A 22,919-nucleotide genomic window follows, 5' to 3' on the forward strand; every position below is an offset into this window, starting at 1 on the left:
CGGGTCCGTGCACTGGCCGCATCAACATCGGCGACAGCCTGTGAAACCGACGTGATTGCCGCCTCGGCATCGCCCAGCCGCCCTTCGGCCGCCCCGACCCGGGCGGAAATCCCGGTCACCTCGCCAGCCAGCGCCGTATCAGCCGTGACCCGCGCCTGCGCCTCGGCGGTGATCGCCGATGAAGCCGCGCCGACATCCGCTGTCAGCGTTGAGATCTGCGCGGCAAGCGCATCATCCTCACTGGCCCGCGCCAGCGCCTCGATGACCACAGCCGCATCGGCTGCCGCGATCGCATCATCAGCGGCATCCGCCCGCGCTGACAGCGTGGTGACCAGCGCGGCCAACGCACCATCAGCATCAGCTCGCGCCTGTTCCTCCGTGGTGATATCCGCTTCAGCACCGTCCACCCGCGCGGCCAGCGTCGAAAGATCGGCAGCAAGCGCCGCATCCTCAGTCGCACGGGTGATCCGTTCCAACACGATGCCGGCTTCGGTCGCACCAAGCCGCACCGCCAGCACTTCACGCTGCGCGGCTTCTGCGATCTCGCCGGCCTCAACGCGAGCGACCACATCGCGCCGGATGGCCGCACCATCCTCCCGCCGCGCGGCACCGGCATCCGCGCCATCGACAACCGACGCCAGCAGGGCGGTAGCCACCTTGTCGGCTTCACCTGCGCCGACCTGATCACCGGCATCGACATAGGCGACGAGTTGGTCCCGGGTCCGTGCACTGGCCGCATCAACATCGGCGACAGCCTGTGAAACCGACGTGATTGCCGCCTCGGCATCGCCCAGCCGCCCTTCGGCCGCCCCGACCCGGGCGGAAATCCCGGTCACCTCGCCAGCCAGCGCCGTATCAGCCGTGACCCGCGCCTGCGCCTCGGCGATGATCGCCGCCGAAGCCGCGCCCACATCGGCTGTCAGCGTCACCAGATCCTCGGCGATAGCCTGATCCGCCGTGGCCCGCGCCGTGCTCTCGCTCGCGATTGCCGCAGTCGCCGTGGCGATCTCACCCTCCGCGACGCCTACCCGGGCACGCAATCCCGTGACCTCGCTCGCCAGAGCCTCAGTCTCGCTCGCGCGCGTGACCCGCTCCACAGCGACCTCGGCAGCGGTGTCGCCGACCCGAACCGCAAGCTGTTCCACCGACCGGGCCACGGCGCCCGTCGCCGCGTCGACCCGCGCGGTCAGATCCTGCCGCGCCATGGCCGCATCCGTCCGCCGGACGGCACCCTCATCCGCCTGCCCCAGCGCGCCGGCCAGCGCCGCAAGCGCCGCGGCATCGCTGACGCCATCGACCCGCTCGATGACGTCCGAGACGACCAGCGAGATCCGCCCATCGATCGCATCCAGCTCCGCCGATACCTCGGCGATCTGCTGCCCCTGCGCCGTGACGATGGTCTCATCAGCCTTCAGGTTGATGGCAGCTTCGGCCGCATCAATCCGGGCTTCGGCCGACCCGATCCGGGTCTGTGCCGCCGTAAGATCCGAGACTGTCGCCCGCAGGTCGATCGCGCCTTCGGCGGCATCCAGACGGGCTTCGGCGCTGCCCAGCCGCGCCGCATGATCGGCGACGGTCACGACATCCGCCTTCAGTTCGATGACGCCTTCGGCTGCGTCAAGCCGCGCCTCCGTTGACCCGAGACGGCCTTCGAGCCCGTCCAGGATCAACGCCTGTGCGCCACTGCGCGCCACCTCGACAAAGTCGATTTCGAAGCCGTCGCCCGCCGCCTCACCGGCCGACACCGCCAACCCCTGAACGGTCCGCCCGTCCCAGCTCGCGCGCCCCCGAAGCACAGCCTGCACCACCGACCACGCCGCCGGATCAGCCGGCGCTGTCACCGCCACCTCATCCGACCCGGATGCCGTCGACCAGCCGACCCGAACACCCCAGCCACTGCCGGCCACGCGCCGCAGCCGGATCGCCACAATCCATGCTGCCGCCCCGTCGATCGCCAATCCCGAAACCGCCATCCGGGCCGGCGCCGCACCGGTCAGGGTCACCAGGCCGGCGCCCCCCGGTGTCAGCGTGCCAGCCGTCGCCGCCCAGCCCTCGGCGCTGTCATGGTATTCCCAGCGCGCGGCCGGCTGGATCTGCTCCAGCAGCTCGGCGCCGAGCGCAGCCAGTTCGCCTTTTGTCGCCCGCAGGTCGATGGCCCCGGCCTGCGCATCGAGCGTCGCTTCAACGCTTCCGAACCGGGTCAGGGTCTCGCCCTCGACATCAGCAAGCTCACTGCGGGTCGCCCGCAGATCGATCGCCGCCGCCTGCGCGTCGAGGACCACAGAGACGTCCGACAGCCGCCGCGTGGTGTCGGTCGCGAGCGCTTCGACAGCCCGGATCTTGACCCGCCCATCAGCCGGATCGATCTCGATCCCGGCATCCCGCACCAGGCCGCGCGTGTCCACCACCCGCAGCGCAGCGTCGATCTGCGCCACCGCCAGCCGCTCCAGGGCTTCGCGAATATCCCGATCGGCAGCCGCCGCGCGCTCCCCGGCGCGAACAGCGGCCGTCTCGATCCGCTGCATCAGGCCGCCGGCCGCGTCACCGACCATCGACCGGTCGATCAGGTCCAGACGGCCGGAAACGTCGGCACTCAGATCGTCCTCAAGCACGGCGCGCGACACCGCCGGCACCCCTGGCACCGTCGGCCATGGATATTCGGCCCCCGGACTGGTCGGGATTTCCGGGATGTCCGGCAGGACCGGGACTTCAGGGTCTTCCCCCGGTTCGGTCGGGATTTCGGGGATCACCGGCCGCGGCGCCCACGGCCCCGGACGCCCGAACGCATCGATCGAACGCGCCCAGACATACCGCCCCTCGCCGGCGGGCACCTCTGGAATGGTGATCACGGTCCCCCGGACGCGGCCGACATAGTCGCCCTGCGTCACGTCGTCGACCACGCCGACCACCACCTCATATTCCACGGCCCGCGGATCGTCGGTGGGCGTGATCTCCACGATGATCTGTCCGATCCCCGGCCGGGGCGTCACCGCCACCGGGGGCCGCGCGTAGATCGGATCACCGGCCGCCGTGATCTGCGCCGTGGCCGCATCCCGCAAGGGCGTGCGTGCACCGGACGGACCAACCGCGAGCACCAACACTTCATAGGTCTCGCCCGGCCGCGCCTGTTCTGTGACCGTCCAGACCGGCGCCGTCGTCGCGCCGATCATCCGCCAGCGCAGCCCCAGCCCCTCACGGCCATAGACCTCATAGCCGCCGGCGAACCCGGCCGCCGGCGGCTGCCACGTCGCGCGGATGCTCGTCCGCGCCTCGCCCGGCCGCGCGATCTCAGCCAGCCGCAGCCCCAGCACCTGCCCCGGCGCCACCACCTCCGGATCAAGGGTGATCAAAGGATCATAAGCCGGGATTGGCGCATCCTCGGCGGTGTGAATTGCCGGCGCCGCATCCACCAAGGTCAGGCGCACCGACAAGTTGTCGCCATACTCGATCGATTTGACGATCAGTTGTACCGTCTCGCGTTCCGCTTCACCAAACACCGCCAGATCGTCGGCACTTGGCGCATCCACCGCAGGCACCGGCGCCGCGAAGCTCAACAGCCGCGTCTCGCCGGGCATCGTCTCCACCGTCGGCACGATCTGCCGCGTGGTCCCGCCCAGGCGGATGCGCACCGCATACAGCCCGCCATCCTCCATCGCGACGGGCTCGTCAAGCTCGACCGCGACGGCCCGGCCCTCGTCATCGGTGACGACACCCGTCACCCGCGCCGATACCAGCCCGATCCGGGGCACGTCATAGGCCAGCGCAACTTGATCGCCCCGGTCATGCCCCAGCGCCTCGACGTCCTGCCAGACGCTGTGCAGTTCTGGACGCAAGGTGGCTTCCGCCATGGCACGCCGGGCCAGCACCCAGGCTTGCCGACGGGTCACCACGCCAGTGACCTCGATATCCTCGATCAGCGTTGCCGGCAGCCCAGCAATATCCGGGTCAACGGTGTAGCCGTCGCGGCAGACGATCAGCTCGTCCTGCTCATAGCCCTTATCGGCGTTGAGATATCGGACCCGCAGCGCGTGCGGCAGATCCACCAGCGCCCGCGTCGCGCTATAGCCCCAGGCATTGCGCGGCGTGATCAGCGCCACCGGCCCCGGCTGCGGCCGGTCGATCACCACCGAATACAGGCCACCCCGCACCGACGGCACCGCCCGCCCAGAGGCCGCGATCTCGCGCAGAACATCCCAGCCGGTCGAGCGGCTGTCATAAACCGCGTCAAAGCGGAACCGTGGCTCGCCGCTCTCAGGATCGATCTCGGCGCACCATTCGGCTAATTCTTGAACGGCATCCAGATCGAGGCGAGCATCCGCCACCGGCCGCTTGGTTGCCACGCCCTGAAAAACATCTCGGAATGCCGCCGCAGGCGACCGGGTCTCGCGCTCAATCCACGCGCCTGTTGCCGCATCCCAATCGCGCAACACTGCCTGCGCAATGCAATTCAGGGTGTCGACCACCCCGTTCAATTGTTCAGTGGCCCTGATCCTCAATGCGATCAGGGCCAGCCCGGACCGCGTCACCGGCGGACGATCGGTCACGGTCCGCAGGGCCGACCAATAGACCTCGTCCGAGATCCGCGGGCTGTCGGTATCGTCGGTCAGGCGCGTGACCCGCACCTCATATTGACCACGCACAGGGACGCGCCAGCGGATCGACCGGCGCACGGGGCTCCACGACCGGCCGGTCACCTGCCAGACGCCATCTGTCCCCTCGCGGGCCAGATAGCTCCACGCGGTCGGCGCCACCACAATCGGCGTATCATGCAGGTCGGCAGCCACAGCTACGGCCGCGATGTCCAGCGCCTTGCCGTCGACGCCCGCGACCGCAATCGCGGCCGGCACATCATCCGCCGCGAAATCTCGCTGCAATGCCCAGGCACCAGCGCCCGCCGGCCTGGTGTAAACCCGCAGACGCACCGCGCCGACGGCACCCAGCCCGGTCAGGGTGACCGGCCCCGCGATCGGCAGATCCGTCCGCCATTCACGGCGCGACAGCAGGTTCGCGGTCGTGGTTACCGCCGTCGACGGTTTTGGATCACCAGACTGAGGGACCGGCAGCCACTCTGTGGCGCCGGACGCGCGGTATTCCACCCGCACGTCCACTCGGCGGCTCAGTTGATCGCCCTTGTCGTTCTGGGCAATCAACGAGCGCCAGGTTAGATCAATCGAGATTTCATCGGCGCCAGAACCGGCGGTTCGGACCTGCGGCCCGCCATCCTTAGCGACCAAGACCGATAATGGCTCTTCATTCACATCCGTCGTGTAGAGGGTGACGGGTGCGTCGCCCGCCCGACCCTCGCGAATTTCGATTTCCACATCCTCGAAATCCCCGACCGGGGTTTCGCCGATTTTGATTTCGCTGATCAGCAGCGGGCCGTAGCCCGCACACAGCAGCACGCGCAGATACTGGTCATCGCCGACGATTTCCGTAACAACCTTCGCCGCCCGTTTCGGCCACACGCGCATGCGGCCGTAGACCTTCGGGATAGTCCCCCACGGGTCTGCGACATTGCGCAGATCGCTGATCCCATAGGTCTTTACGCCATCACCGGTCGCCGTCGACAGACGCGGCTGCGTCGGCGGCACCAGCGCGTTCACCAGCAGACTGCCAACGGTCGTAATGGCAGTCACAGCAAGTGCCGTCGCGACCTCGACACCTATTCCAATTTCACCCGCGATGAACCCGCCTAGCGGGCCACCAAGCCATGCCGCTGCGGCGACGACGGCAATCATCAGCAGTGACCGCACCACTTTATTGCCGTCACCACCACCACCCAAGGGTAGCACCCGCACCGTCACCATCATGCCGGCACGCGGACGCACCCGATGCCACCGGTCGCGCGGGATCATGTGACCGCCGATCTCGACATGGGTGGCAGTCAACCGCACCCCTGAGATACCGGCCGCCGCCACCATCTCGGCGAGCGTCGCCCCCTCAGGCAGCTCCAAACGACGATGACCCGCATGGAAGGGGAGGGGCCGCGCAATCACTGAAACCGGGGCAGGCACCTTGATCTCGTCAGCGGCCGACATGCCGGAAGACCCCCTCCACTGCAAAAAACTCGCCGCCGATGAAGCCGACCCGCGCGCCCACCCGCTCGCGGGTGTGCAGCATCCGCCGGGGCGTCAGCCACACCCCGACATGAGGCAGATCACCAGCCCGCATCAGGATCACATCCCCTTCGGCCGGCCGGTCGGCGACCCGCCACACCCGCCGCTCATCGGTCACCACGGCCGCGATGCCGCGCCGGTCATCCAGATCGTCATAGGCATCCGCCCAACTGGGCAGGTCGATGCCATAGCGGTCGGCATAGACCATGCGGACAAGCCCCCAGCAGTCCACGCCCTGCACCCGATCCCGCCCGTGGACGACAAAGGGAATACCGACGTAAAAACTCGCCCACTCAGGAAATGGCAGATTTCCGCCCTTTTCTGCCATCAGAATAGGCCCGGAAATTCGGTGGGCGTGAACTCGCCCACCGGCCATGCCGCCGACAGCACATCCTCGTATGACAGGCTGCCGGTGATCTGCATCCGGTCCGTCTCAAGGCGGACGATCCGCATGCCATCCCACCGCTGTTCAACCACGTCCGGCTGCGAAGCAAGCACGACCTCGATCGTCACCGCCACCGGCCCCTGAAGCGACCGCGCCGTCGTGATCAGCCGCCGGTCGACATTGTCGATGGTGAGGCGCGATTGCGGCAGCGTCTCGCCGTCCGATGCGGGCAGACCGAATGCGAAGGGGTAGGGAAGAAACCGCATGCCCCGGCTGATCAGGTCGTCAGATGCCTGCGCAAACCGGAACGGCCGCACATCCTCTGGCATATCAGGATGGTCGAGCGTCAGAAGCACCACCCACACCTGATCCGTGTTCGGGGCATGGCCCGCGGCCCGGGCAATCTCACTGGTCATGCCGGCAGCCTCATCAGGTTGATGGTCAGATCCCACCGATCCGCCAGATTTGCCGCCGGTACCCAGGCCGGCACCGGCTTGGTGATCCGCACCCGCGCCACCTCGCCACTCACCGGGTCGGGCCAAACGAACGGACGCGCGCCATGCGCCAAGGTGGTCGAAAACCACGCCCTGAAGGTGACGAGCTGCACGCCGCTCATCCGATACCGCACCGTCAAGGCCGCCTCGCCCGACGTTGCCAGGGGCCGCGTCTTGGCCGGTCCGATATCCGGCTTGCTCTCAAGCAGCACATCCGGCGTGCTCTCTTGATAGCCGTCCCGCTGCGGCGCCTGCGGCAACGCTTCAGGCCAGACCGGATCGCTCATCTCGCATCACCCCAAAAAGAAAGGGCCGCCCACCGGCAGCCCCTTGAACACCAAATATCCGTCCGCGCCTACGGGATCGGCACCAGCCTCGCCGCCAGTTCATCGGCGAAGGCTTCTTCAAGGGCCGACCATCGGCCTGCCTTGACCATATCCTCGATCACATATGACAAGCTGCCAGCCGCTGACCCACCCGTGCGCAGGTGCTCCACCAGCAGGCTGGCATACTGCCGCCCCAGATCGGCATCCGCATCGTCATCACCAGAAGGTGTGACGTGCCAATAATTGCGACGGGAAGAAAAGTCATCGTCGCAATCTGCATCATCGTCACGAATGAAAGGCAGGCACAGAGGGTCACTCGCCCCTTCCTCCATCAAGACCGCATTAAATCGCCCGTCCATTTCCTTCCCCCTCTGACTACGTGGGTAGGATCATCTATCACGCAACCCACGCGGTCAACTGTTTCGATGTTGCAACACATCAGAGGAACAACCTCTGATGGTTATTGACCGACCCGACGCAGCCCGTAGCTGCTGGACATCGCCCGGTCGAACTGCCCGGTCTCGATCCCCCGCCGCACCTCGGCGATCACGACCTTGATCACCTCGCGGCCCTGACCATCCTTACCGCGCTGAACCTGCACCCCGTCGCCGGCAGCCGATTTGCCGTCAGTGCGGCGCTGGTCGATAACCTGAACGACGACATCACCCCGCCCAGCGCCACCCGCCCCACCACCGGTCGCCACCCGCGACGGCGCCGGCGGCAGCGACCAGGGCCGTTCATCGGCCGGATGCCCAGCAACCCCGCCGGTGTGATAGAGCAACGGCCGCGCGGTCAGATTATCGCGGTGTCGCGGGTCGTCCTGTCTCACCACCTCTTCGCCCGCCAGCAGCAGCGCGAGCACTTCACGCCCCGCCGTCGGCCGCGCCGCATGATCGGTCACCGCCGATATCCGGGGGTTAGCCGGACGATCGACCGCCCCCGACGTCACCGCCGGCATCCGGGCATCACCACCATGCACAATGGTGGCCACCGCCGCCCGCTGCGCCATCTGCGCCCGGTGCCGCGGATCATCGCGCGTCAGCACCTCGTCGCCCCGCGTCAAGCGCGCGGTCACCTCGCCGGCCCGCAGCCCCGTTCCGGCCGCGCGCTCCGGCACCAGCCCCGTGCCAGCCCACGCCCCCCGGAACAGCTCACCATCCACCAGACGACGGCGCCCGCGCTCGAAGACCTCGACAGCCACAGCCGTCGAAACAGCAGATCCGCCGGCCACACCACCGTCATGCCAGATCTCGCCCAGTACCGGCGGTGTCACCCGGTCAGGCGTGGCGACATATGGGCCGGTCGCCGTCGACGAGCCGCCACCCAACAGCTTGCCGATCAACCCGCCGACATCGGACAGGACCGGACTATTCGTCCCGAACAATGCATTTTTCACCGGATTGATTGCGGCGAGTTGGATGAACGATTGCAAGACCTCGGAAATTACCCCCTGCGCGACGCTCCCGAAGTCGATCGCAGCCCCCTCGCCACGCGTGAAAGCGTCGGTGATCGACGATCCGATCCGGTCGAACGCCCGCTCCCCGCTATCGGCGAGGAAATCCTGTGCAGACGTCACCCGCTGCGTCGCGAGATCGATGGCATCGATCTCGGCGATCCGCGCCCGAAAGCCCGCGATCTCCACCGCCGTCAGGTCGACGCCCTCGCGCCTGGCCGCCGCGATCAGATCAATGACCTTAAGCTCGCGCTCACGATCCCGCACGCTCAGAGCGGCAACCTCCCGCCGCTCCCGCGCCAATTGCAGCTCGTCTTCCAGGTCCGCAGTCTGATTGCCCCTCCATTCCTTCGCCGTAGCCTTCGCGCGGTCGGCCTCAATCTGCCGCCGCTGTGCAATCTCATCACTGGTCAGCGCCACACCCTGGCGCTGCGCATCCAGCACCATTTGCGTGATTTTCAGCTCCCGTTCACGCTGTGCGACCGGCAACCCGGCCACCTCCGCGCGCGCCTGCGCCACCGCCAGTTCCTGCCGTTGATCTGACAGTTGCTGCCGGCGCAGTTCCACGCCCTCGCGCGCCTTTTCGGTCTCGCCGGTCTGCCCGATCACCCCCGCCACCCGGTCGACCAGCGGCCCGGCCGGAACCTGCGCCGCATCCAGCGCCGATGCCATTGCCGCCCGACGGTCTGCCGAGGCCTTGGCCACGACCTCTTCGGCCCGCAACCGGGCGTCCAACTGCCGCCGTGCATCCGCCTCCCGCGCCGGGTCGGTGTCCATGCCCAGAAGGTCGATCATCCGCAGCCGCTTGGCCGCAGCCTCACGGTCTCGGATCAGGGCCTCGATCGCTTCGCGCCCCGCTTTGATCTCGCTGTCCTTGCCGCCGTCGCCAACCCCACCGCCACCGGCCGGGCCGTCGATCAGGTCGCGGATCGACCGGATTGCATCCGCAAGCGTCTGATAGGTCTGGACAAGATCGCCGACCCGCTTTTCCTGACCGGCAATGTCTTCGGGCTTGAACGGGAGCGGCATGTCGATCGCCGCCATCTCGTCCGTCACCTGCCCGCGCATCCACAGGCGCGAGGACTGGTCCCGCCGCTGCGCGATCTCAGCCTGCCGCGGCGCCAGCGCGGCAGCCTGCGCCGCCCGCATCATGTCGAGCTGACCTTGCTGGATCTCCATCTCCGCCCGCGCCTTGGCGGCAATGATTTCCTGCTCCTTCAATAGCTCCCGCTGTTTGTCTTTCGATGCGCCAATCAACTGGCGGTTAACATCTGTCATCCGCTCGATCTGGTCGGCATGCGCCCGGGCCGCATCGGTCGCCCGGTCCTCTGCCGTCGACAGGCTGTAGATCAGGGGCACCGCCACCGTCAGGCCCATCACCAGCAGCCCGATCGGCCCACCCAGAGCCGCCAAGCCGCCCGCGAACATCCCGCCGGCTGCCGCGCCGGCGCCCAGACGGGCACCGAACGTCGCCGTGGCCCCCGCGGCCGTGATCGCCGATTGGGCAGCCGCCACATTGGCCCGGGCAGACGACAGCGCAGCCGCAGCGGCAGACGTCGACGCCACGGCCTTGCCCCGCAACGCCGCAGCCAGCCCCAGCGCTGCCGCCGACCGCTGACCGGCAGCCAGCGTCGCCACCCGATCGGCCGCAGCCCCCTCCACGGTCGCAACCGTGTTCGCGGCGGCGGCTGCGGTCGCCGTCGCCGTGGTCGCAGTTGCTGCCGCCGCAGCCGCCGCCTGCGCTGCCACCGCCGCCGCAGCCGCGCGCTGCGCCGCCGCCGAGCGCAGCGCCGCTGCCGCGTCCACGGTGAAAGCGACCGCAGCCCGGCCCAGGGCAATGACCAGACGCGTACCCGCAGCAGCAGCCAACAGGTCGATATGATCCACCGCCCAGGCAGCCACCTGCGCCATCCGGGCAGCCACAGCGCCGATATCCTCGCCGATCTCTTCGGCACGCTTCAGGGCTTCTTCCGCCGATGCCGTCTGCCACATCCCGTCCAGGCCGCCGGTCAACGACCCCAGGAAGCCTTTGCCGAACGCCGCCTTCTGTTCGTCCAACGCACTCGACAGACGGTTCAGTTCAGAGCGCGCCGATTTCAGGGCGGCAGGCAGCGCCTTGGCATAGGTATCGCTCAGCTCTGCGGCCATCCGCGGCAAGAACTCGTCAGAGATAAGCTTACCTTGCTCCATCATCTTGTTGAGTTCTGCGGTCGACACCCCCATAGCGCGCGCCGCAATCCCGAATGCCCCCGGCAACCGTTCCGCCAGCTGGCCGCGCAGCTCTTCGGCCTGAACCTTGCCCTTGCTCAAGATTTGCTCGAAGGCGGTGAAAGTACCACCGACCTGATCAGCATTAAGGCCCATCACCGCCGCCGCTTCGGCAACGCCGGTAAAGACCTCGCGCGCGCCCAACCCTTCCAGCTTCGTGCCCTTGGCCGCCGCCGCAAACTTGCCGTACTGCAAGCTCGCCTGACCCAATGAAAGGCCAAGGCGGTACGCTTCATCTCGCACAAACTGGTATTCCGCCGCCGCGCCGGCCGCCGAGCCGGTCGCCTGCGTCAGGATGGTCTTGACGCGCTCCAGGTCCATGGCCGCCGTCGATGCAGCAACAAGGCCACGCCGCAGTCCCTCGACGGTCAGAAGCACCCCCGCGCCACCGCGCAGTTCCGCCCACAACCCGGCTACCGCCGACCGCGCCGCCACGGCAGCCCGATCGACGTCCCCCAGCCCGCGCACCACCGGTGCTGTCGATGCCGCCGATCCGACAGCCGGCGCGGACGTCACCGCCGATACCACCGGCCGCGCCGGTGCCGCCCGCACCGGCTGAACAGCAACGGACGGCCCGGCAGCGACCTGCGGCGCAGACATCATCGCCAGCAATGGCACAACGCGCTCGATCTGTCGGGCTAGCCCAGCCAACTCGCCACGGGCAGCCTTAGCCGAAGCACCGATCCGGCTGAAGGCTTCAACAGCCTGTTTGCCAGCCACAACCGCGGCCGACAATTCAGTCGCCAGATCCGTCGACGACGCGCCGGCAGCCGAACCAGCCGCCCGCGCCCCACGCATCAGCGTCGCAGGGTCCGCCAGAGCCGCACCCGTCGTGCCCGACGTGCCCGATACCCGCCCCGGAACAAGCGTGGAAACCGCCGCAGCGCTCGCAGCGACAGCCCGCGCCGTCGCGGGCACCGCCTCAAGCGACCGCTTGAGCCGCTCAATGTCCGCCCGGCTCTCGTTGGCCGCGTCACCGACTGACCGAACAGCCGCCGCCGCAGATGCACCGGCCGTCGACGCGTCCCGCGATGCTGCCGCCACATCCCGCGCCACTGCGGCCACGGCCGGTTGCGCAGCCGTTGCCGCGTCAACCGCGGTTCCAGACGCGCCCGGCACCCGCCCCGGAACAACCGTGGAAACCGCCGCAGCGCTCGCAGCGACAGCCCGCGCCGTCGCGGGCACCGCCTCAAGCGACCGCTTGAGCCGCTCAATGTCCGCCCGGCTCTCGTTGGCCGCGTCACCGACTGACCGGACAGCCGCCGCCGCAGATGCACCGGCCGTCGACGCATCACGCGATGCCGCAGCCACATCCCGCGACACGGCAGCCACGGCCGGTTGCGCAGGCGTCGCGGGCGCACCCGCCGCCCCGGTAGGCGACGATGCCGCCTTGCCCACCGATCCCTGCGCAGCCGGCACCGGCTTGATGGAGCGGGCCGCATCTGCCGCGGCTTCCGCGGCCCGCTCCATGTCACCCAGCCGCTTGGTCGGCGCCAGCACCGACGCGGCAAGGTCGGTCATGGTCTTAGTCCCAGCCGCCTCGATCTGCTGCAATTCGGCCTGGATCTGGGCGCGCCCTTCCAGGCCAATTCGAATTGCGATAGATCGCGGCGCCGTTGCCATCAGGTGGCATCCTTCCGTTGGCGCCGGTCATCCAGACCGGCTTCAATGCCCGCGATCGCCGCGGGCAGAAGATCGGCCACCCCCTCGGCGTCATATCCGAGGTGAGCGGCCAGGCTCAGACCGTCCGTAATGCTGGCCGGCGCCGGCTGCGCATACAGCCGGGCCGCGATGTCCCACGCTTCCCACCCCGCGCGGCTGCGGGGTGCGTGAACGTCATAAGGGCAGCGCTCCCCGGTCAGTCCGGGGAGGCCTCTGGAACAGGGGCTGTCAGTGTCGCGGCACTGGCCGCAATATTCGGGGCCGTCGCATCCGTGCCAGCGGCCACGCTCCCGAAGCCGTTTTTTTCCGCCACCTCACCCGACCGGGTGGCGGTGTACTTGCGATACCAGAGCATCGCGATATCCCACCACCCGTCCACCAGAGGACGGATCAGATCGCGCTCAAAGGGGATCGGCTTGTCATCCTCGCCAATAATGCCGCTCCACCCGCTCCATGACAGATCGGCCAGAGCCGCAATCAGGTGATATTCACCCAGCCCCAGCATCCTGGCGCCGTCCGGCACCTCGGCAGTGGCCGCCGATGCCGCACCCACTTCACGCGCCATGGCCTCCGCCTGACACCACAAGGGAGTGTCGAGGGGCCGGCAATGGATCTCGATATCCGGAGGGATGCGGATCGTGACAGATGCGGGCGCGACAGCGCCCTTCCTCAAGATGAGCGGCATCAGTAACCCTCTTCATTATTGATCAACGTCGTGGTCAGGGCTGACAGCGAGACCGCGTCGCGACTGCCCATCCACTGATAAGTGACGTCCACACCAGCCGCCCCCCGGACCTCTTTGCCAACTTTTGCAAAGTGAGCACGGGGGATCGCGAAAGTCAGCGACGTGCCACCGCTCGACCACCCCAAGGTCAGCGCCGACGGCGCCGCACCGGCCAGCGCATCCCATGTCGCATCCTTGAGCCGGACGCGTACCGAGCCAGACACCGCAGCCCGCCCGATATCCATGCCCGCCGGCCTTGGATCGGACCGGATCGGATCGTAAGCCTCGGCCCCATTGCCGTAGGTAAGCTGCGCTTCCAGCAGCTCGGCAGACTGGCCACCGACCGTAGCCGAAGCATGGAAACGTTCGAATTTCACCTGATCGCTGACCGCGCCAGGCGTCTCGTCCGCTGTCGCCGCGCCAGGCGTCTCGGATTGTCCCATCAATTCGAAGGTGATCCGGGGCGACTGACCGCGCTGAAGGGTGAACTGCATCTGATTCACAATCAGCCCCGCGTTCAGATAGAACCGCCCCGCATCGGGGAAGCCCAACTCAAGAGATACCGAGGGCAACGACCCACTGTTGCCCCCACGGTAGACGTGAGTGAACGGCCCAGGTGCATCGCCATCGGTCTGCGGCTGCCCGAGAAGCCCTTTCAGCCACCACCCGACGTCGGCGGACATCACCGGCACGACGACCGATCCCCGCAGTGTGATCAGGCCCTTTTCAGGCTCTGTTGGTTGCCGCCCTTGCCCAAGCAAGGTGTCCTGCTGCTGATCCTGCTGCTCGCCAAGGGACGCCTCGGCAAAGCTGATCTGCCGCCACGATGTGGCAGCGCCCCCATAGGTGGCCTCGAAGCCGCCAATGAGGCGCGAGTTGATGCCCAATCCGCGCGCCATAAGATAAATCCTTACCCCAGAGATGATGTTGATGTGTAAGTCAGCACCACAGGCAGGCTCACCGCCCGTGTCGCTGCGGCGCCGGTTGGCGCCTGATCGGTCGGGTCGTAGGCGCCCGCCTCCGCATGCGAGACCGTGCCGCCGAGCGTTGGATCGGCGGCAAGCGCATCGGCGATCGCCTCAAGCAGCAATGCCGCGCGGGTGAAGCGGTCGCCCCCTTCCGCCCAGATCTCGACTTCCGCTCGATAGTCCCACGACCACCGCGCGGGGCTCATCGTCACAATCGGCTCCCCCGGCTCGCCGTCGCGGAGGATCACCCGGCCGCCCGGCGGCACGCGTTCCGGCCACGCGGCGCCCCGCTCATAACTGGCGCCGAGGGGCACGACAGCCCCCTCAATGGCAGCCGACAAGGCCACCATCGCGGTTTCGCGAGCGATCGCCATGGTGGATCACCCCCCCTTAGTCAGAGACGCCTGAATGCGGCCTGGTAAGGCCCGGACTTCAGCTTCCGCCGGGCTGCGCCAATCAAGCCGGCGCGGCAGCCGTGCCGCAGGAACGAGGACGAAAATCGGCACCACAGTGCCTTGTACTTGGCCTGCATGCCGCCCCTTGCGGGTCTGCGCCCGCCCGCGCGTATCGACCCGGGCATCGGCAACCAGATATGCCCTGCGGCGGCTCTGATAGACCATCTGCAGCCGACCGCCGGTCCGCTGTTCCCACTGGGCCGGCGTGATCCGCTTAGACCCGCCGAAATGCCCTGCCGTCGGCAATGGGATCGCCAGCCACCACCCGACGGGACTGCGGATGGTCGCCCCCGCCTCATGAGCCGCGATGATCGGCCGCATCTTCGGCTCCCGGATATAGACCATGCCGGCGGGTGCCATGCTGGCCTTGCCCGCGCCAGGCCAGACCTGCGCCACAATCACCTTCGACATGCCAGCAGCCTTGCCGGCCAGGTTACTGGCCATCTGAGACCTCAGCGCATCGCGCAGGCTCACCGCCCCGGCCCTGACCGACCCGGTCAATGCCGCTTCCATCTGGGCGCCGGCGGCAGCCACCGCCGGCCCGAACCCGCCGGTGATCGAGGCCTTGATCGCCGCCCGCCGCAGGCTCATCGCGGGGGCGCCTCGCAGACCCAGACCGCACCGCCGACGGCGCGACGCGGATCCCCGCGGACCACATGCTCGACCACCGGGCCGCCACCGTCGCCGCCCGCGACCCGGAACACGTCGCCGGGCCCCGGCTCGATCCCGACCAGATCGGCCGCGACCACTTCGATCACGACCGACGGCGAGACCATCCGCCCGCCGCCGATCATGCTGATCGGCTCCCCCTCCGAGATGATCACCCGGACGGGGATCTCCACGCCCCCGCCGGCCGCGGAGACGAACGTGGCCGGGCGGGACATGGATGAGTCGGAAGCCAGGACGCGGGTCATCGCCGCGAAGGGGTCCATGATCACGGGATGAAGCCGCGGATCAGGGTGCCGGGACGGCGGCAGATCGGCAGCGGCCGCTGTTGCATGCGCAGTTCCGCCCAGTCCCCATAGTCCCTGTCCCACTTCATACGGGCGTACATCGGCAGCCCGATAGTATTCGTGATGCCGAATGACTTGATGGGGGCTCCCCACTCCACATACATACCCGGGAAACCCGTCCAGAAGAAGCGAGCCTCCTTCGGGCCGATCCCGACGGAACTGTTCGTACTGCCCTGATAATCCTCGAACAGAACTCCCGCATGCATGAAGGCCCGATAGGCATGACTTTCGCCCATGACCTTCTCGGCCTTTTCCCATCCCCGCGCGGCATCCCGCGCGCCGACAACGACCGCGTCGAAAAAATCAGACCCACAGAAGCAATGGATCCGGGCAGAAGGCGGGACCGCACTGCCCCGCAGCGCACCCTTCATTTCGCGCCACACCGACTGCGCATACAGCTGAATGTCGGCGCCATCCGTGCCATAGGCGTATTCCATGTCGGCCGGCGCAGACACCCCGAAAAGCTCAAAAAGGTCAGCGATGACGCCGCCGCCCTTGTCCAAGACCTTACCCTGGAGGGCACCGAGACGGAGGTTTTCCCGGGTGAGCTGATGTCGCGCCATATCCTTCGCCATGCGACTGGCGACGACGTCTTCCATGGAGGACAGCAGATCCGGCATCCCCCCCCCGAATGCGGGGACGTTCGCGATCTGATTGGGCAAGATCTTCTTTTTCGTCTCGATCGACGGGATTTCAACGAGCTTCCGGACCCGCTGCTCTTCGCCCGTCTCCTCAGACACCCCGCCTTCAGCCGTCGATGCAATGATATCAAGTTCGCCCTGATCATCGATCTCGACCATCGCGTAATCCGTGGCGATCCCCTCGAAAAGCCCCTCAAAGACACGCTGCCCCGCATTGCCAGGCACATAGTCGACGCTGTTCACCTTCTCGGTCATGGAGACGTTCGAGAACGTCTCGTTGTCCATGACCAGCAAGAAATTTTCCATGCGGCACCTCAAAAAGAAGGCGGGCATCAAGCCCGCCGTTCCACATCTTCAGATCGAATCACCGAAGGATGATGAAGTTCACTGCGAGCTGCCCGATGGCCGCCGCCTTATCCTCCGGGCTGATACCCGCCGGCCAAACCAGAAGATCCGCCTTGACCTCAGCGAGACGGGCGACCACGCCGCAGGGCACGTCCGACGACGTCGCGTCGACATCCCGGAAAAGGATCGCAGATGCTACCTCCGCGCCGGTCGCCGCCGCCGGGTCGAGGGGCACATACTTGCCCGTCGCCATCACACGCCCGAGCACGGTCCCCGTCGGACACGCCCCGGCGCCCGACGCAAGAACTGCATTGTCCCGGCTGATATCCCCCGGGCCCTGCGACCGCAGGAAAGCCCCGGCGCGCACCGGCTCCACAAAAGTCCGATAGGCCATAGTCACCGCCTCCACTTAGACGCACGGGCGTTATGCCCTGCGATGATCTTCCGCGCATCGATCCGCGGCTTTTCGCCATCCATCCGCCGCCGCTCGTCTGCCGAATGCGGCGCCTGAACCCCGGTATGCCGATTGTCGATATCACCACCGGACTGCTCAGCACGGTGCGCCGCCAGTTCGGCACGCACCATCTCCAGGGGGGTGAACGACCGGAAATAGCCGATGATCGCCTCGGGGCGCCCCATTGCATGGCAGATGTTCGCGATTTCGGCCTGGTCTTCCTTCCGCTTCATGGCCAACTCGGCGCTGATCTGCGCCATTGTCAGCCCGCCCAGCAGATATCCGCCGATCAGCTCCGGGTGCCCGGCCTGCATGCAGGCCTGTGCGATCCGCTCCGCGCGCGCCAGCTCACCCGCGAGGGGATCGGCGCCGCCCTGGCCACTGACGGCAAGTTCACCGCCGTCATCACCCGCTTCGCCATCATCGGGGTCGCCCTCAGCTTCATCCGCCTCCGACGGGGCCGCGGGCGCGGTGCCCGAAGGGTCGACGGGCGCCACATCGGCATCATGATCCCCCGCATCATCGGCCGGCCCCAGAGCCTGCATCAGCACCCGGGGTGCCCTGGCATAGCTCGACACCACCCGCGCCATCGACGCGCTGGCCGCGATGCGAACCTCGGCCTCGACCTCGTCGGCAAAGCCAGCCGCAACTGCCTCATCCGCGGTCATCCACGTCTCCGCGTCCAGCAGCGCCGCGACCGCCTCATCGGTCAGCCCCGTGCGCGCAGCGTAGCCGCGGCAGATGCTGCTGGTGAGCTTGCGCAGCACCTCCGAGTATGCGGCCAGATCATCAGCATCGCCGACCATGTACGCGAAGGGGTTGTGAATCATCATGTATGCATTCGCAGGCATGATGATCCGCCCGGCAGCCATCGCGATATAGCTGGCAGAGGAAGCCGCCAGACCATCGACGATCACGGTCACGTTGTCCCGACGGCGCAGCAACGAGTTGTACAACGCGATACCGGCATAGACATCACCACCGGGCGAATTGATGCGCAGAGTGATCTTCGCATCTTCACTCAGCGCAGCGATTTGTTTGACGAGAGACGAAACCCCGTAGGAGTAGACCTCGTCATACAGGAAGATTTCCGCGCCGGACGCGGACATCTGGAATTTATATTCACGCATCTTTACCCCCGTCATTCTGACGCGACGAATTGCCGCGAAGACGTGCTTCGTCTTCGGCAATTTCGGCATCGATTTCTTCGACGTCGTATCCCGTGGCTTCGACCACTTTGCGTCGCGAGGTGATCCGCGCATCGATCGCAGCCTTCAACGCATTGATGTCCTTCTCGGGGTCGACCCACTCCCACCTGGGCGGGATGTAGGAGGCCCGCACGTGCTCTCGCCACGTCTGTGCATATCCGGGGATGATCAGCCGCCCCGACAGGACCGCCTGATCCATGAACATGCGCACGACCCGCCGGCACAGCTGGTACGCAATCACACCATGCTGCAGGCGCGACATCTGCCGCCGATACTGGAGCATCCCGGCGCGCATCGACGCATAACTCGTCTCGCGCAAATCACCGGTCACCGCCCAATAAGGCAGCCCGAGCGCCGAAGAGATGCGAAGAAGTGATCGATACTGGAATGCCTCATAATTCGTGCCGACGTCTGCCGGCTCCGAGAACACGATGTCTTCCCCGTCAAGTAGCCGGTGCAGAACACCGGGCTCCAGAGAGATATCACCGGTCGGGCCGTAGTCCTCGGACAGATCACCATCGTCCGCACGCTGCTCAAGCGGGCTTCCCGCCTCCCCGGCAGGCGATTTGATGAACCCCCCGAAGAGCGACGCCGTCCTCTTGCGCTCAAGCTCCGCATCGTCATAGCGGTCCAGGACAAACATCGGCACCATGGCCGGCGCCAGATGTGTAAGTCCCCGCATCTGACCGGCAGAGCGTTTGCGGAAGACATGACAGATAAACTCAGCCGGTACACGCACCGTATCAAGCTCAGTCGAGCCCTGAACATGGTGATCTCCGGGATGCGACTTGAGAAAGTGGTAGGCCACCGGCCGACCTATACCATTAACCTCAATACCAGCCTTGATTTCATTGCCGCTTTCCAAGCGCCGATTAAGGCGCAATGGTAACATCTCCGATTGGAGTACTTGAAGCTGCAACGGAACAGACAGACCATCCGACAGAAGGCGCGGGCGCAGACGAACGAAACATTCCCCCGCCTCGAAGACCTCGCGGGCCACCAGATCTTGCTGCCCGTAGAAGTCGAGGTGCCCATCTGCATCGGCTTCGTCGACCCACTCGGCGTAAGCTGCTGCCTTTTTCTTTCGCAAGTCCTCGTCATCACCGAGGAATGACGGCTTGATCCCATCGCCGATCAGATCCGAGGCGAACACTTCGATTCCCTGCGCCGCGTAGCCATTGTTGACGGCCAGATCCCGCGCGCGGGCGAGCACGGTATAGCCGCCCGACACGATCTGAGACGTGATCGTCTCGATCCGCGGCCCCCAGTCCGCCAGCCGCCGATGCGCATGCGCCCCGTCCAGCCGCATCTGCGTGACGTGCGCCGCAGAACGCCGAGCCAGGGCCGGGCTGGCCCCCTGCCGCCGACCGGAGACGACCACAGCCATCAGAGGCCCCGCCCATAGTAGAGCGGCACCCGCCGCCGGATGCGGCGTTCCGCCGCGGCAAGATCGGTCTCGATCTGCCGGATCGCCGCGTCGATTTCGGGGCCGGTCCGGTAGGTCACGGACCGGTCCCCATGCCGCACCTGCGCAACGCCGGTCGCCCGCTGCGCGCGCAGGCTCTCCAGCTGCGCCCGCAGCTCATCAGCCGTGGCCATGCTCCACCTCACACCAAAAGTAAGCTTGCTTATGACATGTATTTCGACTTCATGGCGCCGGGCCGGCGCTTGGCGCGCCCGCCCCTCGACCCGCGCGCCGCAGCGGGCACCGCCGCCTTCGGGGGCACGGCCGGCGCCGCCTTGGGCAGCCCGCCGCCTCCGAAAAGGTCCGCCTGCCCTTTAGCCGGCTCCGCGTCGACGACAAGGCCGGCTTTGACCTCCAGAGCCGACCACTGGACCTCGTCGAGCCGGTCGACCCCCAGCCGCATCGCCGCCGCCCGGGCATAGACGGCGCAGTCCAGCGCCTCGACGCGACCATGGACCGGCACCCAATGTGCCTGACCCCGCCGCTTCCCCCGCGTGGGCGTGACCAGCCGCTCGCCGGTCAGCTGGCGAAAGTACTCGTCGCCCAGCAGCGGCATATGCACGTAACCGGTCGGATAGCCGCCGATGGTCATCGGCGCCAGCGACAGGCGCGCGTAAAGCTCCGCTTTCAGGGCCCATGTCCCGACCGGCCAGAGCTTCACGCCCGCCTTGATCCGCTTGCCACGCCAGGTGACATCCTGATCGGTCGGCACACCCACCGGCGGGGCCATGCTGGCCCGGGCGCCCTTGATCGCCATCACCGACGCATGCCGCCGCGCCCACTCATAGACGATCTGTGTGCGATACCCGCTATCGATCGCCAGCAGGTCGATAGCCAACGTCGAACCGGCCCAGGTGGGCCACTGCCGCGCCAGCAGCGCATCAAGATCCGCCCACACCCCCTCGTCGGCGGTATCGCCGACCAGGACGACATGATCCACCAGCCACCGCCGCCGATCCCGCCCCCAGCCCCAGACCGACACCTCGATCCGGTCCTGCTGAACGTCGGCGCCGGCCGTCAGCACCACCGCCCCGCACGGCACTGTGCCCGGCTCGTATTCCTCGGCGCGGTCACGAAGCTTTTGCCAGTCGGGCGCCTCACCGGAGGTAACCCAGACCTCGCCTAACTTGGTGTTGATGAAAGCCATCAACTCCAATGGGTTATCTTTGACCGCCAGGAATTCGGCAGCCATATCCGCCCATGAAACGAAGGGGCTGTAGAGCGACGAGATATGATAGCTCTTATAGGGCGCCCCGGGTGCTTCAGGCACCCACACGCCCCGCCGCAACATCTGCCGCTTCGCGGTGTGCGGGATCAGCTTTTCGCAGCTGATACACCGATATGTGGCCGTTCCCGGCTGCCCATCTTGCCAGGTCAGGCGATCCCAGATCAGCCGCTGAAAGTGGCCACAGTGCGAGCACGGCACGCGGAAGTACCGCTGATCGCCAGCCCTGAACTTGGCCTCGATCCGCGACGAGCCGCCGACGGTCGGCGACGAGATATCCATCACCTTTTTGGTCAGCGGATACGCGATGGTCCGGCTGTCCGCCAGCTTGAGCGCGTCGCCCTGCCCGTCGACATCCTCCGGGTACTGGTCCACGTCGTCGCGGATCTGATACCGGATGGAGTGCTGCCGGAAGCTGTTCGCCGAGCTGGCAGTCGACAGCAAAAGAAAGCCCCCGGGGAAGACCTTCCGCCGATCGGTCGACCGGTGGTCTTTTCCGGTCGCGGATGCGATCTTTCTGCTAACTCGTTTCGAGGCCTCCATCGCCGGCGCAAGCTTCTCTTTCAAGAAACCATCCGCAGCGTCGTCGGACGCCTGAAGGTATTGGATCGGCCCCGGTGCCCGATCGATCCACGACAACATCGCATTGATTGCAATCTCTGAAATGCCCGCCTGTGCGCATTTCATAACTGCCACATATTGGTCTGTCGCCGAAGGCGACATCAGGTCTGATATCTCCACCCCATAAGGGGCGACATCATTTGACCACTTCCCCGGCAGACTTGATGCACCGGCCACGATCCGGTAATCAGCCGCCCACTTGCTAACCAGATAGTCCGGATCTGGCGCCAGGGCCTGCGCCAGAGCACCACCCACCAGCACGATGGCATCGACATACCCCTCAAGTGTTTTCAGGTACATCTTCGCCGCCCATCGCCTTCGCCAGCTCGCGCGCCACATCCCCCGACAGGCCGCTCAGAACCTCCCGGATTTCTTCGGCCATCACCAGCACGCCCGCCCGCTCGTCTTCCGCCTCCCGCACCAGGCCGACGGCACGAACGGGCAAGGACATCAGCCGGTCCCGCACGATCCGAAGCGCGGTACTCACGGCCATCTCCACCGCCTTAGCCGACACCAACTCGCCGCGCATCTGGCCCACCTCAATGGCCAACTTCTCCGCGCGCAGGATTTCCACCGCCCGCCGCGCCCCCTCAAGGGTCACCACAGGCGGACGCGTCGCACCCCCTTCCCCCCGATATGGCGCAGATGAAGTCCCGCGCCCTTGCTCTTGAGCCTCCAAGGATGAAGGGGCCGACGGCGCCGATTTGACCCGGGACCGGCCAGCCGCCCAGATCTGATCTGCCACCCGCCACCGCACCAGCTTGCCTTCGCAGGCAGGGGCCATGTCATTGGCCCGCAGCCGCTTGGTCACGGCTGCGGGGCTGACCCCCCGCCGCCGCGCGTAATCGGCACGGGAAATCAGCTCATTGGAAGGGTCCAACATGCTGATTTAACCTACTTTTACCTAATTTCTGAACCCCAGCCGCCCGAACCCATACGCTCCGCCGACCCGTATACCGGGGGATCGCCGGGAGGACCCGCGAGGGGGTGGGTCAGGCTGACGGGGCAGGGGGGGGTGGTCAGGGGGCGACGAAGGCCAGGGGGGCCGGGGCGCCCCTTGGGTAGCCTGTCAGCAGTATCAGCGTTCCCCATGAGG

18 protein-coding genes are annotated in these 22,919 nt (G+C 66.9%); all 18 read right to left on the reverse strand.

The window, feature by feature from the left end:
• Positions 1–5,954, reverse strand: a 5,954-nt coding sequence (locus WG924_RS11890) for a host specificity factor TipJ family phage tail protein (protein ID WP_345933254.1), incomplete at its 3' end; no start/stop codon positions are given.
• 70 nt (positions 5,955–6,024) lie between these two features.
• Complete coding sequence (locus tag WG924_RS11895; RefSeq protein ID WP_345933255.1) at positions 6,025–6,492, reverse strand: NlpC/P60 family protein; 468 nt, start codon at positions 6,490–6,492, stop codon at positions 6,025–6,027.
• Positions 6,444–6,917: a DUF1833 family protein gene (locus WG924_RS11900; RefSeq protein ID WP_345933256.1), complete on the reverse strand. Its 474-nt coding sequence runs from the start codon at positions 6,915–6,917 to the stop codon at positions 6,444–6,446. Before WG924_RS11900 ends, WG924_RS11895 begins: the two co-directional genes overlap by 49 nt.
• Positions 6,914–7,282 (reverse strand): hypothetical protein, encoded by a 369-nt coding sequence (locus WG924_RS11905; protein WP_345933257.1) that lies wholly within the window; start codon positions 7,280–7,282, stop codon positions 6,914–6,916. The genes WG924_RS11900 and WG924_RS11905 overlap by 4 nt, the downstream gene beginning before the upstream one ends.
• 68 nt (positions 7,283–7,350) lie before the next feature.
• On the reverse strand, positions 7,351–7,680 hold the full coding sequence (locus WG924_RS11910; protein WP_345933258.1) for a hypothetical protein: 330 nt from the start codon (positions 7,678–7,680) through the stop codon (positions 7,351–7,353).
• A gap of 101 nt (positions 7,681–7,781) precedes the next feature.
• Complete coding sequence (locus WG924_RS11915) at positions 7,782–12,665, reverse strand: tape measure protein (RefSeq protein WP_345933259.1); 4,884 nt, start codon at positions 12,663–12,665, stop codon at positions 7,782–7,784.
• A gap of 235 nt (positions 12,666–12,900) precedes the next feature.
• Positions 12,901–13,389: a hypothetical protein gene (locus tag WG924_RS11920; RefSeq protein WP_345933260.1), complete on the reverse strand. Its 489-nt coding sequence runs from the start codon at positions 13,387–13,389 to the stop codon at positions 12,901–12,903.
• On the reverse strand, positions 13,389–14,327 hold the full coding sequence (locus WG924_RS11925; protein ID WP_345933261.1) for a phage tail tube protein: 939 nt from the start codon (positions 14,325–14,327) through the stop codon (positions 13,389–13,391). Before WG924_RS11925 ends, WG924_RS11920 begins: the two co-directional genes overlap by 1 nt.
• An 11-nt stretch (positions 14,328–14,338) precedes the next feature.
• Entirely contained in the window at positions 14,339–14,770 is a 432-nt protein-coding gene (locus WG924_RS11930; protein WP_345933262.1) for an acyl-CoA transferase, read from the reverse strand.
• Positions 14,771–14,776: 6 nt separating this feature from the next.
• Positions 14,777–15,442, reverse strand: a complete 666-nt coding sequence (locus WG924_RS11935) for a DUF6441 family protein (protein WP_345933263.1) — start codon at positions 15,440–15,442, stop codon at positions 14,777–14,779.
• Positions 15,439–15,783, reverse strand: a complete 345-nt coding sequence (locus WG924_RS11940) for a head-tail joining protein (RefSeq protein WP_435369387.1) — start codon at positions 15,781–15,783, stop codon at positions 15,439–15,441. The genes WG924_RS11935 and WG924_RS11940 overlap by 4 nt, the downstream gene beginning before the upstream one ends.
• Before the next feature lie 2 nt (positions 15,784–15,785).
• Positions 15,786–16,811 carry a major capsid protein gene (locus WG924_RS11945; RefSeq protein ID WP_345933266.1) on the reverse strand — a complete coding sequence of 342 codons (1,026 nt, stop codon included), beginning with the start codon at positions 16,809–16,811 and terminating at the stop codon, positions 15,786–15,788.
• A 58-nt stretch (positions 16,812–16,869) separates the two neighbouring features.
• On the reverse strand, positions 16,870–17,244 hold the full coding sequence (locus WG924_RS11950) for a head decoration protein (protein WP_345933267.1): 375 nt from the start codon (positions 17,242–17,244) through the stop codon (positions 16,870–16,872).
• Between the two features lie 2 nt (positions 17,245–17,246).
• Positions 17,247–18,434: a head maturation protease, ClpP-related gene (locus tag WG924_RS11955; RefSeq protein ID WP_345933268.1), complete on the reverse strand. Its 1,188-nt coding sequence runs from the start codon at positions 18,432–18,434 to the stop codon at positions 17,247–17,249.
• Positions 18,427–19,899, reverse strand: a complete 1,473-nt coding sequence (locus tag WG924_RS11960; RefSeq protein ID WP_345933269.1) for a phage portal protein — start codon at positions 19,897–19,899, stop codon at positions 18,427–18,429. Before WG924_RS11960 ends, WG924_RS11955 begins: the two co-directional genes overlap by 8 nt.
• On the reverse strand, positions 19,899–20,111 hold the full coding sequence (locus tag WG924_RS11965) for a phage head-tail joining protein (RefSeq protein ID WP_345933270.1): 213 nt from the start codon (positions 20,109–20,111) through the stop codon (positions 19,899–19,901). The genes WG924_RS11960 and WG924_RS11965 overlap by 1 nt, the downstream gene beginning before the upstream one ends.
• A gap of 29 nt (positions 20,112–20,140) precedes the next feature.
• Entirely contained in the window at positions 20,141–22,123 is a 1,983-nt protein-coding gene (locus tag WG924_RS11970; RefSeq protein WP_345933271.1) for a phage terminase large subunit family protein, read from the reverse strand.
• Entirely contained in the window at positions 22,104–22,397 is a 294-nt protein-coding gene (locus tag WG924_RS11975) for a hypothetical protein (RefSeq protein ID WP_345933272.1), read from the reverse strand. The genes WG924_RS11970 and WG924_RS11975 overlap by 20 nt, the downstream gene beginning before the upstream one ends.
• Positions 22,398–22,919 lie beyond the last annotated feature (522 nt).

Source organism: Tistrella arctica (genome assembly GCF_039630945.1).
Classification (GTDB): domain Bacteria; phylum Pseudomonadota; class Alphaproteobacteria; order Tistrellales; family Tistrellaceae; genus Tistrella; species Tistrella bauzanensis.

Bases quoted from the DNA above. Each gene is read 5' to 3' on its own strand.
- WG924_RS11895 (WP_345933255.1), bottom strand. From the start codon at position 6,492: ATGGCCGGTGGGCGAGTTCACGCCCACCGAATTTCCGGGCCTATTCTG.
- WG924_RS11900 (WP_345933256.1), bottom strand. From the start codon at position 6,917: ATGACCAGTGAGATTGCCCGGGCCGCGGGCCATGCCCCGAACACGGAT.
- WG924_RS11905 (WP_345933257.1), bottom strand. From the start codon at position 7,282: ATGAGCGATCCGGTCTGGCCTGAAGCGTTGCCGCAGGCGCCGCAGCGG.
- WG924_RS11910 (WP_345933258.1), bottom strand. From the start codon at position 7,680: ATGGACGGGCGATTTAATGCGGTCTTGATGGAGGAAGGGGCGAGTGAC.
- WG924_RS11915 (WP_345933259.1), bottom strand. From the start codon at position 12,665: ATGGCAACGGCGCCGCGATCTATCGCAATTCGAATTGGCCTGGAAGGG.
- WG924_RS11920 (WP_345933260.1), bottom strand. From the start codon at position 13,389: ATGCCGCTCATCTTGAGGAAGGGCGCTGTCGCGCCCGCATCTGTCACG.
- WG924_RS11925 (WP_345933261.1), bottom strand. From the start codon at position 14,327: ATGGCGCGCGGATTGGGCATCAACTCGCGCCTCATTGGCGGCTTCGAG.
- WG924_RS11930 (WP_345933262.1), bottom strand. From the start codon at position 14,770: ATGGCGATCGCTCGCGAAACCGCGATGGTGGCCTTGTCGGCTGCCATT.
- WG924_RS11935 (WP_345933263.1), bottom strand. From the start codon at position 15,442: ATGAGCCTGCGGCGGGCGGCGATCAAGGCCTCGATCACCGGCGGGTTC.
- WG924_RS11940 (WP_435369387.1), bottom strand. From the start codon at position 15,783: ATGGACCCCTTCGCGGCGATGACCCGCGTCCTGGCTTCCGACTCATCC.
- WG924_RS11945 (WP_345933266.1), bottom strand. From the start codon at position 16,811: ATGGAAAATTTCTTGCTGGTCATGGACAACGAGACGTTCTCGAACGTC.
- WG924_RS11950 (WP_345933267.1), bottom strand. From the start codon at position 17,244: ATGGCCTATCGGACTTTTGTGGAGCCGGTGCGCGCCGGGGCTTTCCTG.
- WG924_RS11955 (WP_345933268.1), bottom strand. From the start codon at position 18,434: ATGCGTGAATATAAATTCCAGATGTCCGCGTCCGGCGCGGAAATCTTC.
- WG924_RS11960 (WP_345933269.1), bottom strand. From the start codon at position 19,899: ATGGCTGTGGTCGTCTCCGGTCGGCGGCAGGGGGCCAGCCCGGCCCTG.
- WG924_RS11965 (WP_345933270.1), bottom strand. From the start codon at position 20,111: ATGGCCACGGCTGATGAGCTGCGGGCGCAGCTGGAGAGCCTGCGCGCG.
- WG924_RS11970 (WP_345933271.1), bottom strand. From the start codon at position 22,123: ATGTACCTGAAAACACTTGAGGGGTATGTCGATGCCATCGTGCTGGTG.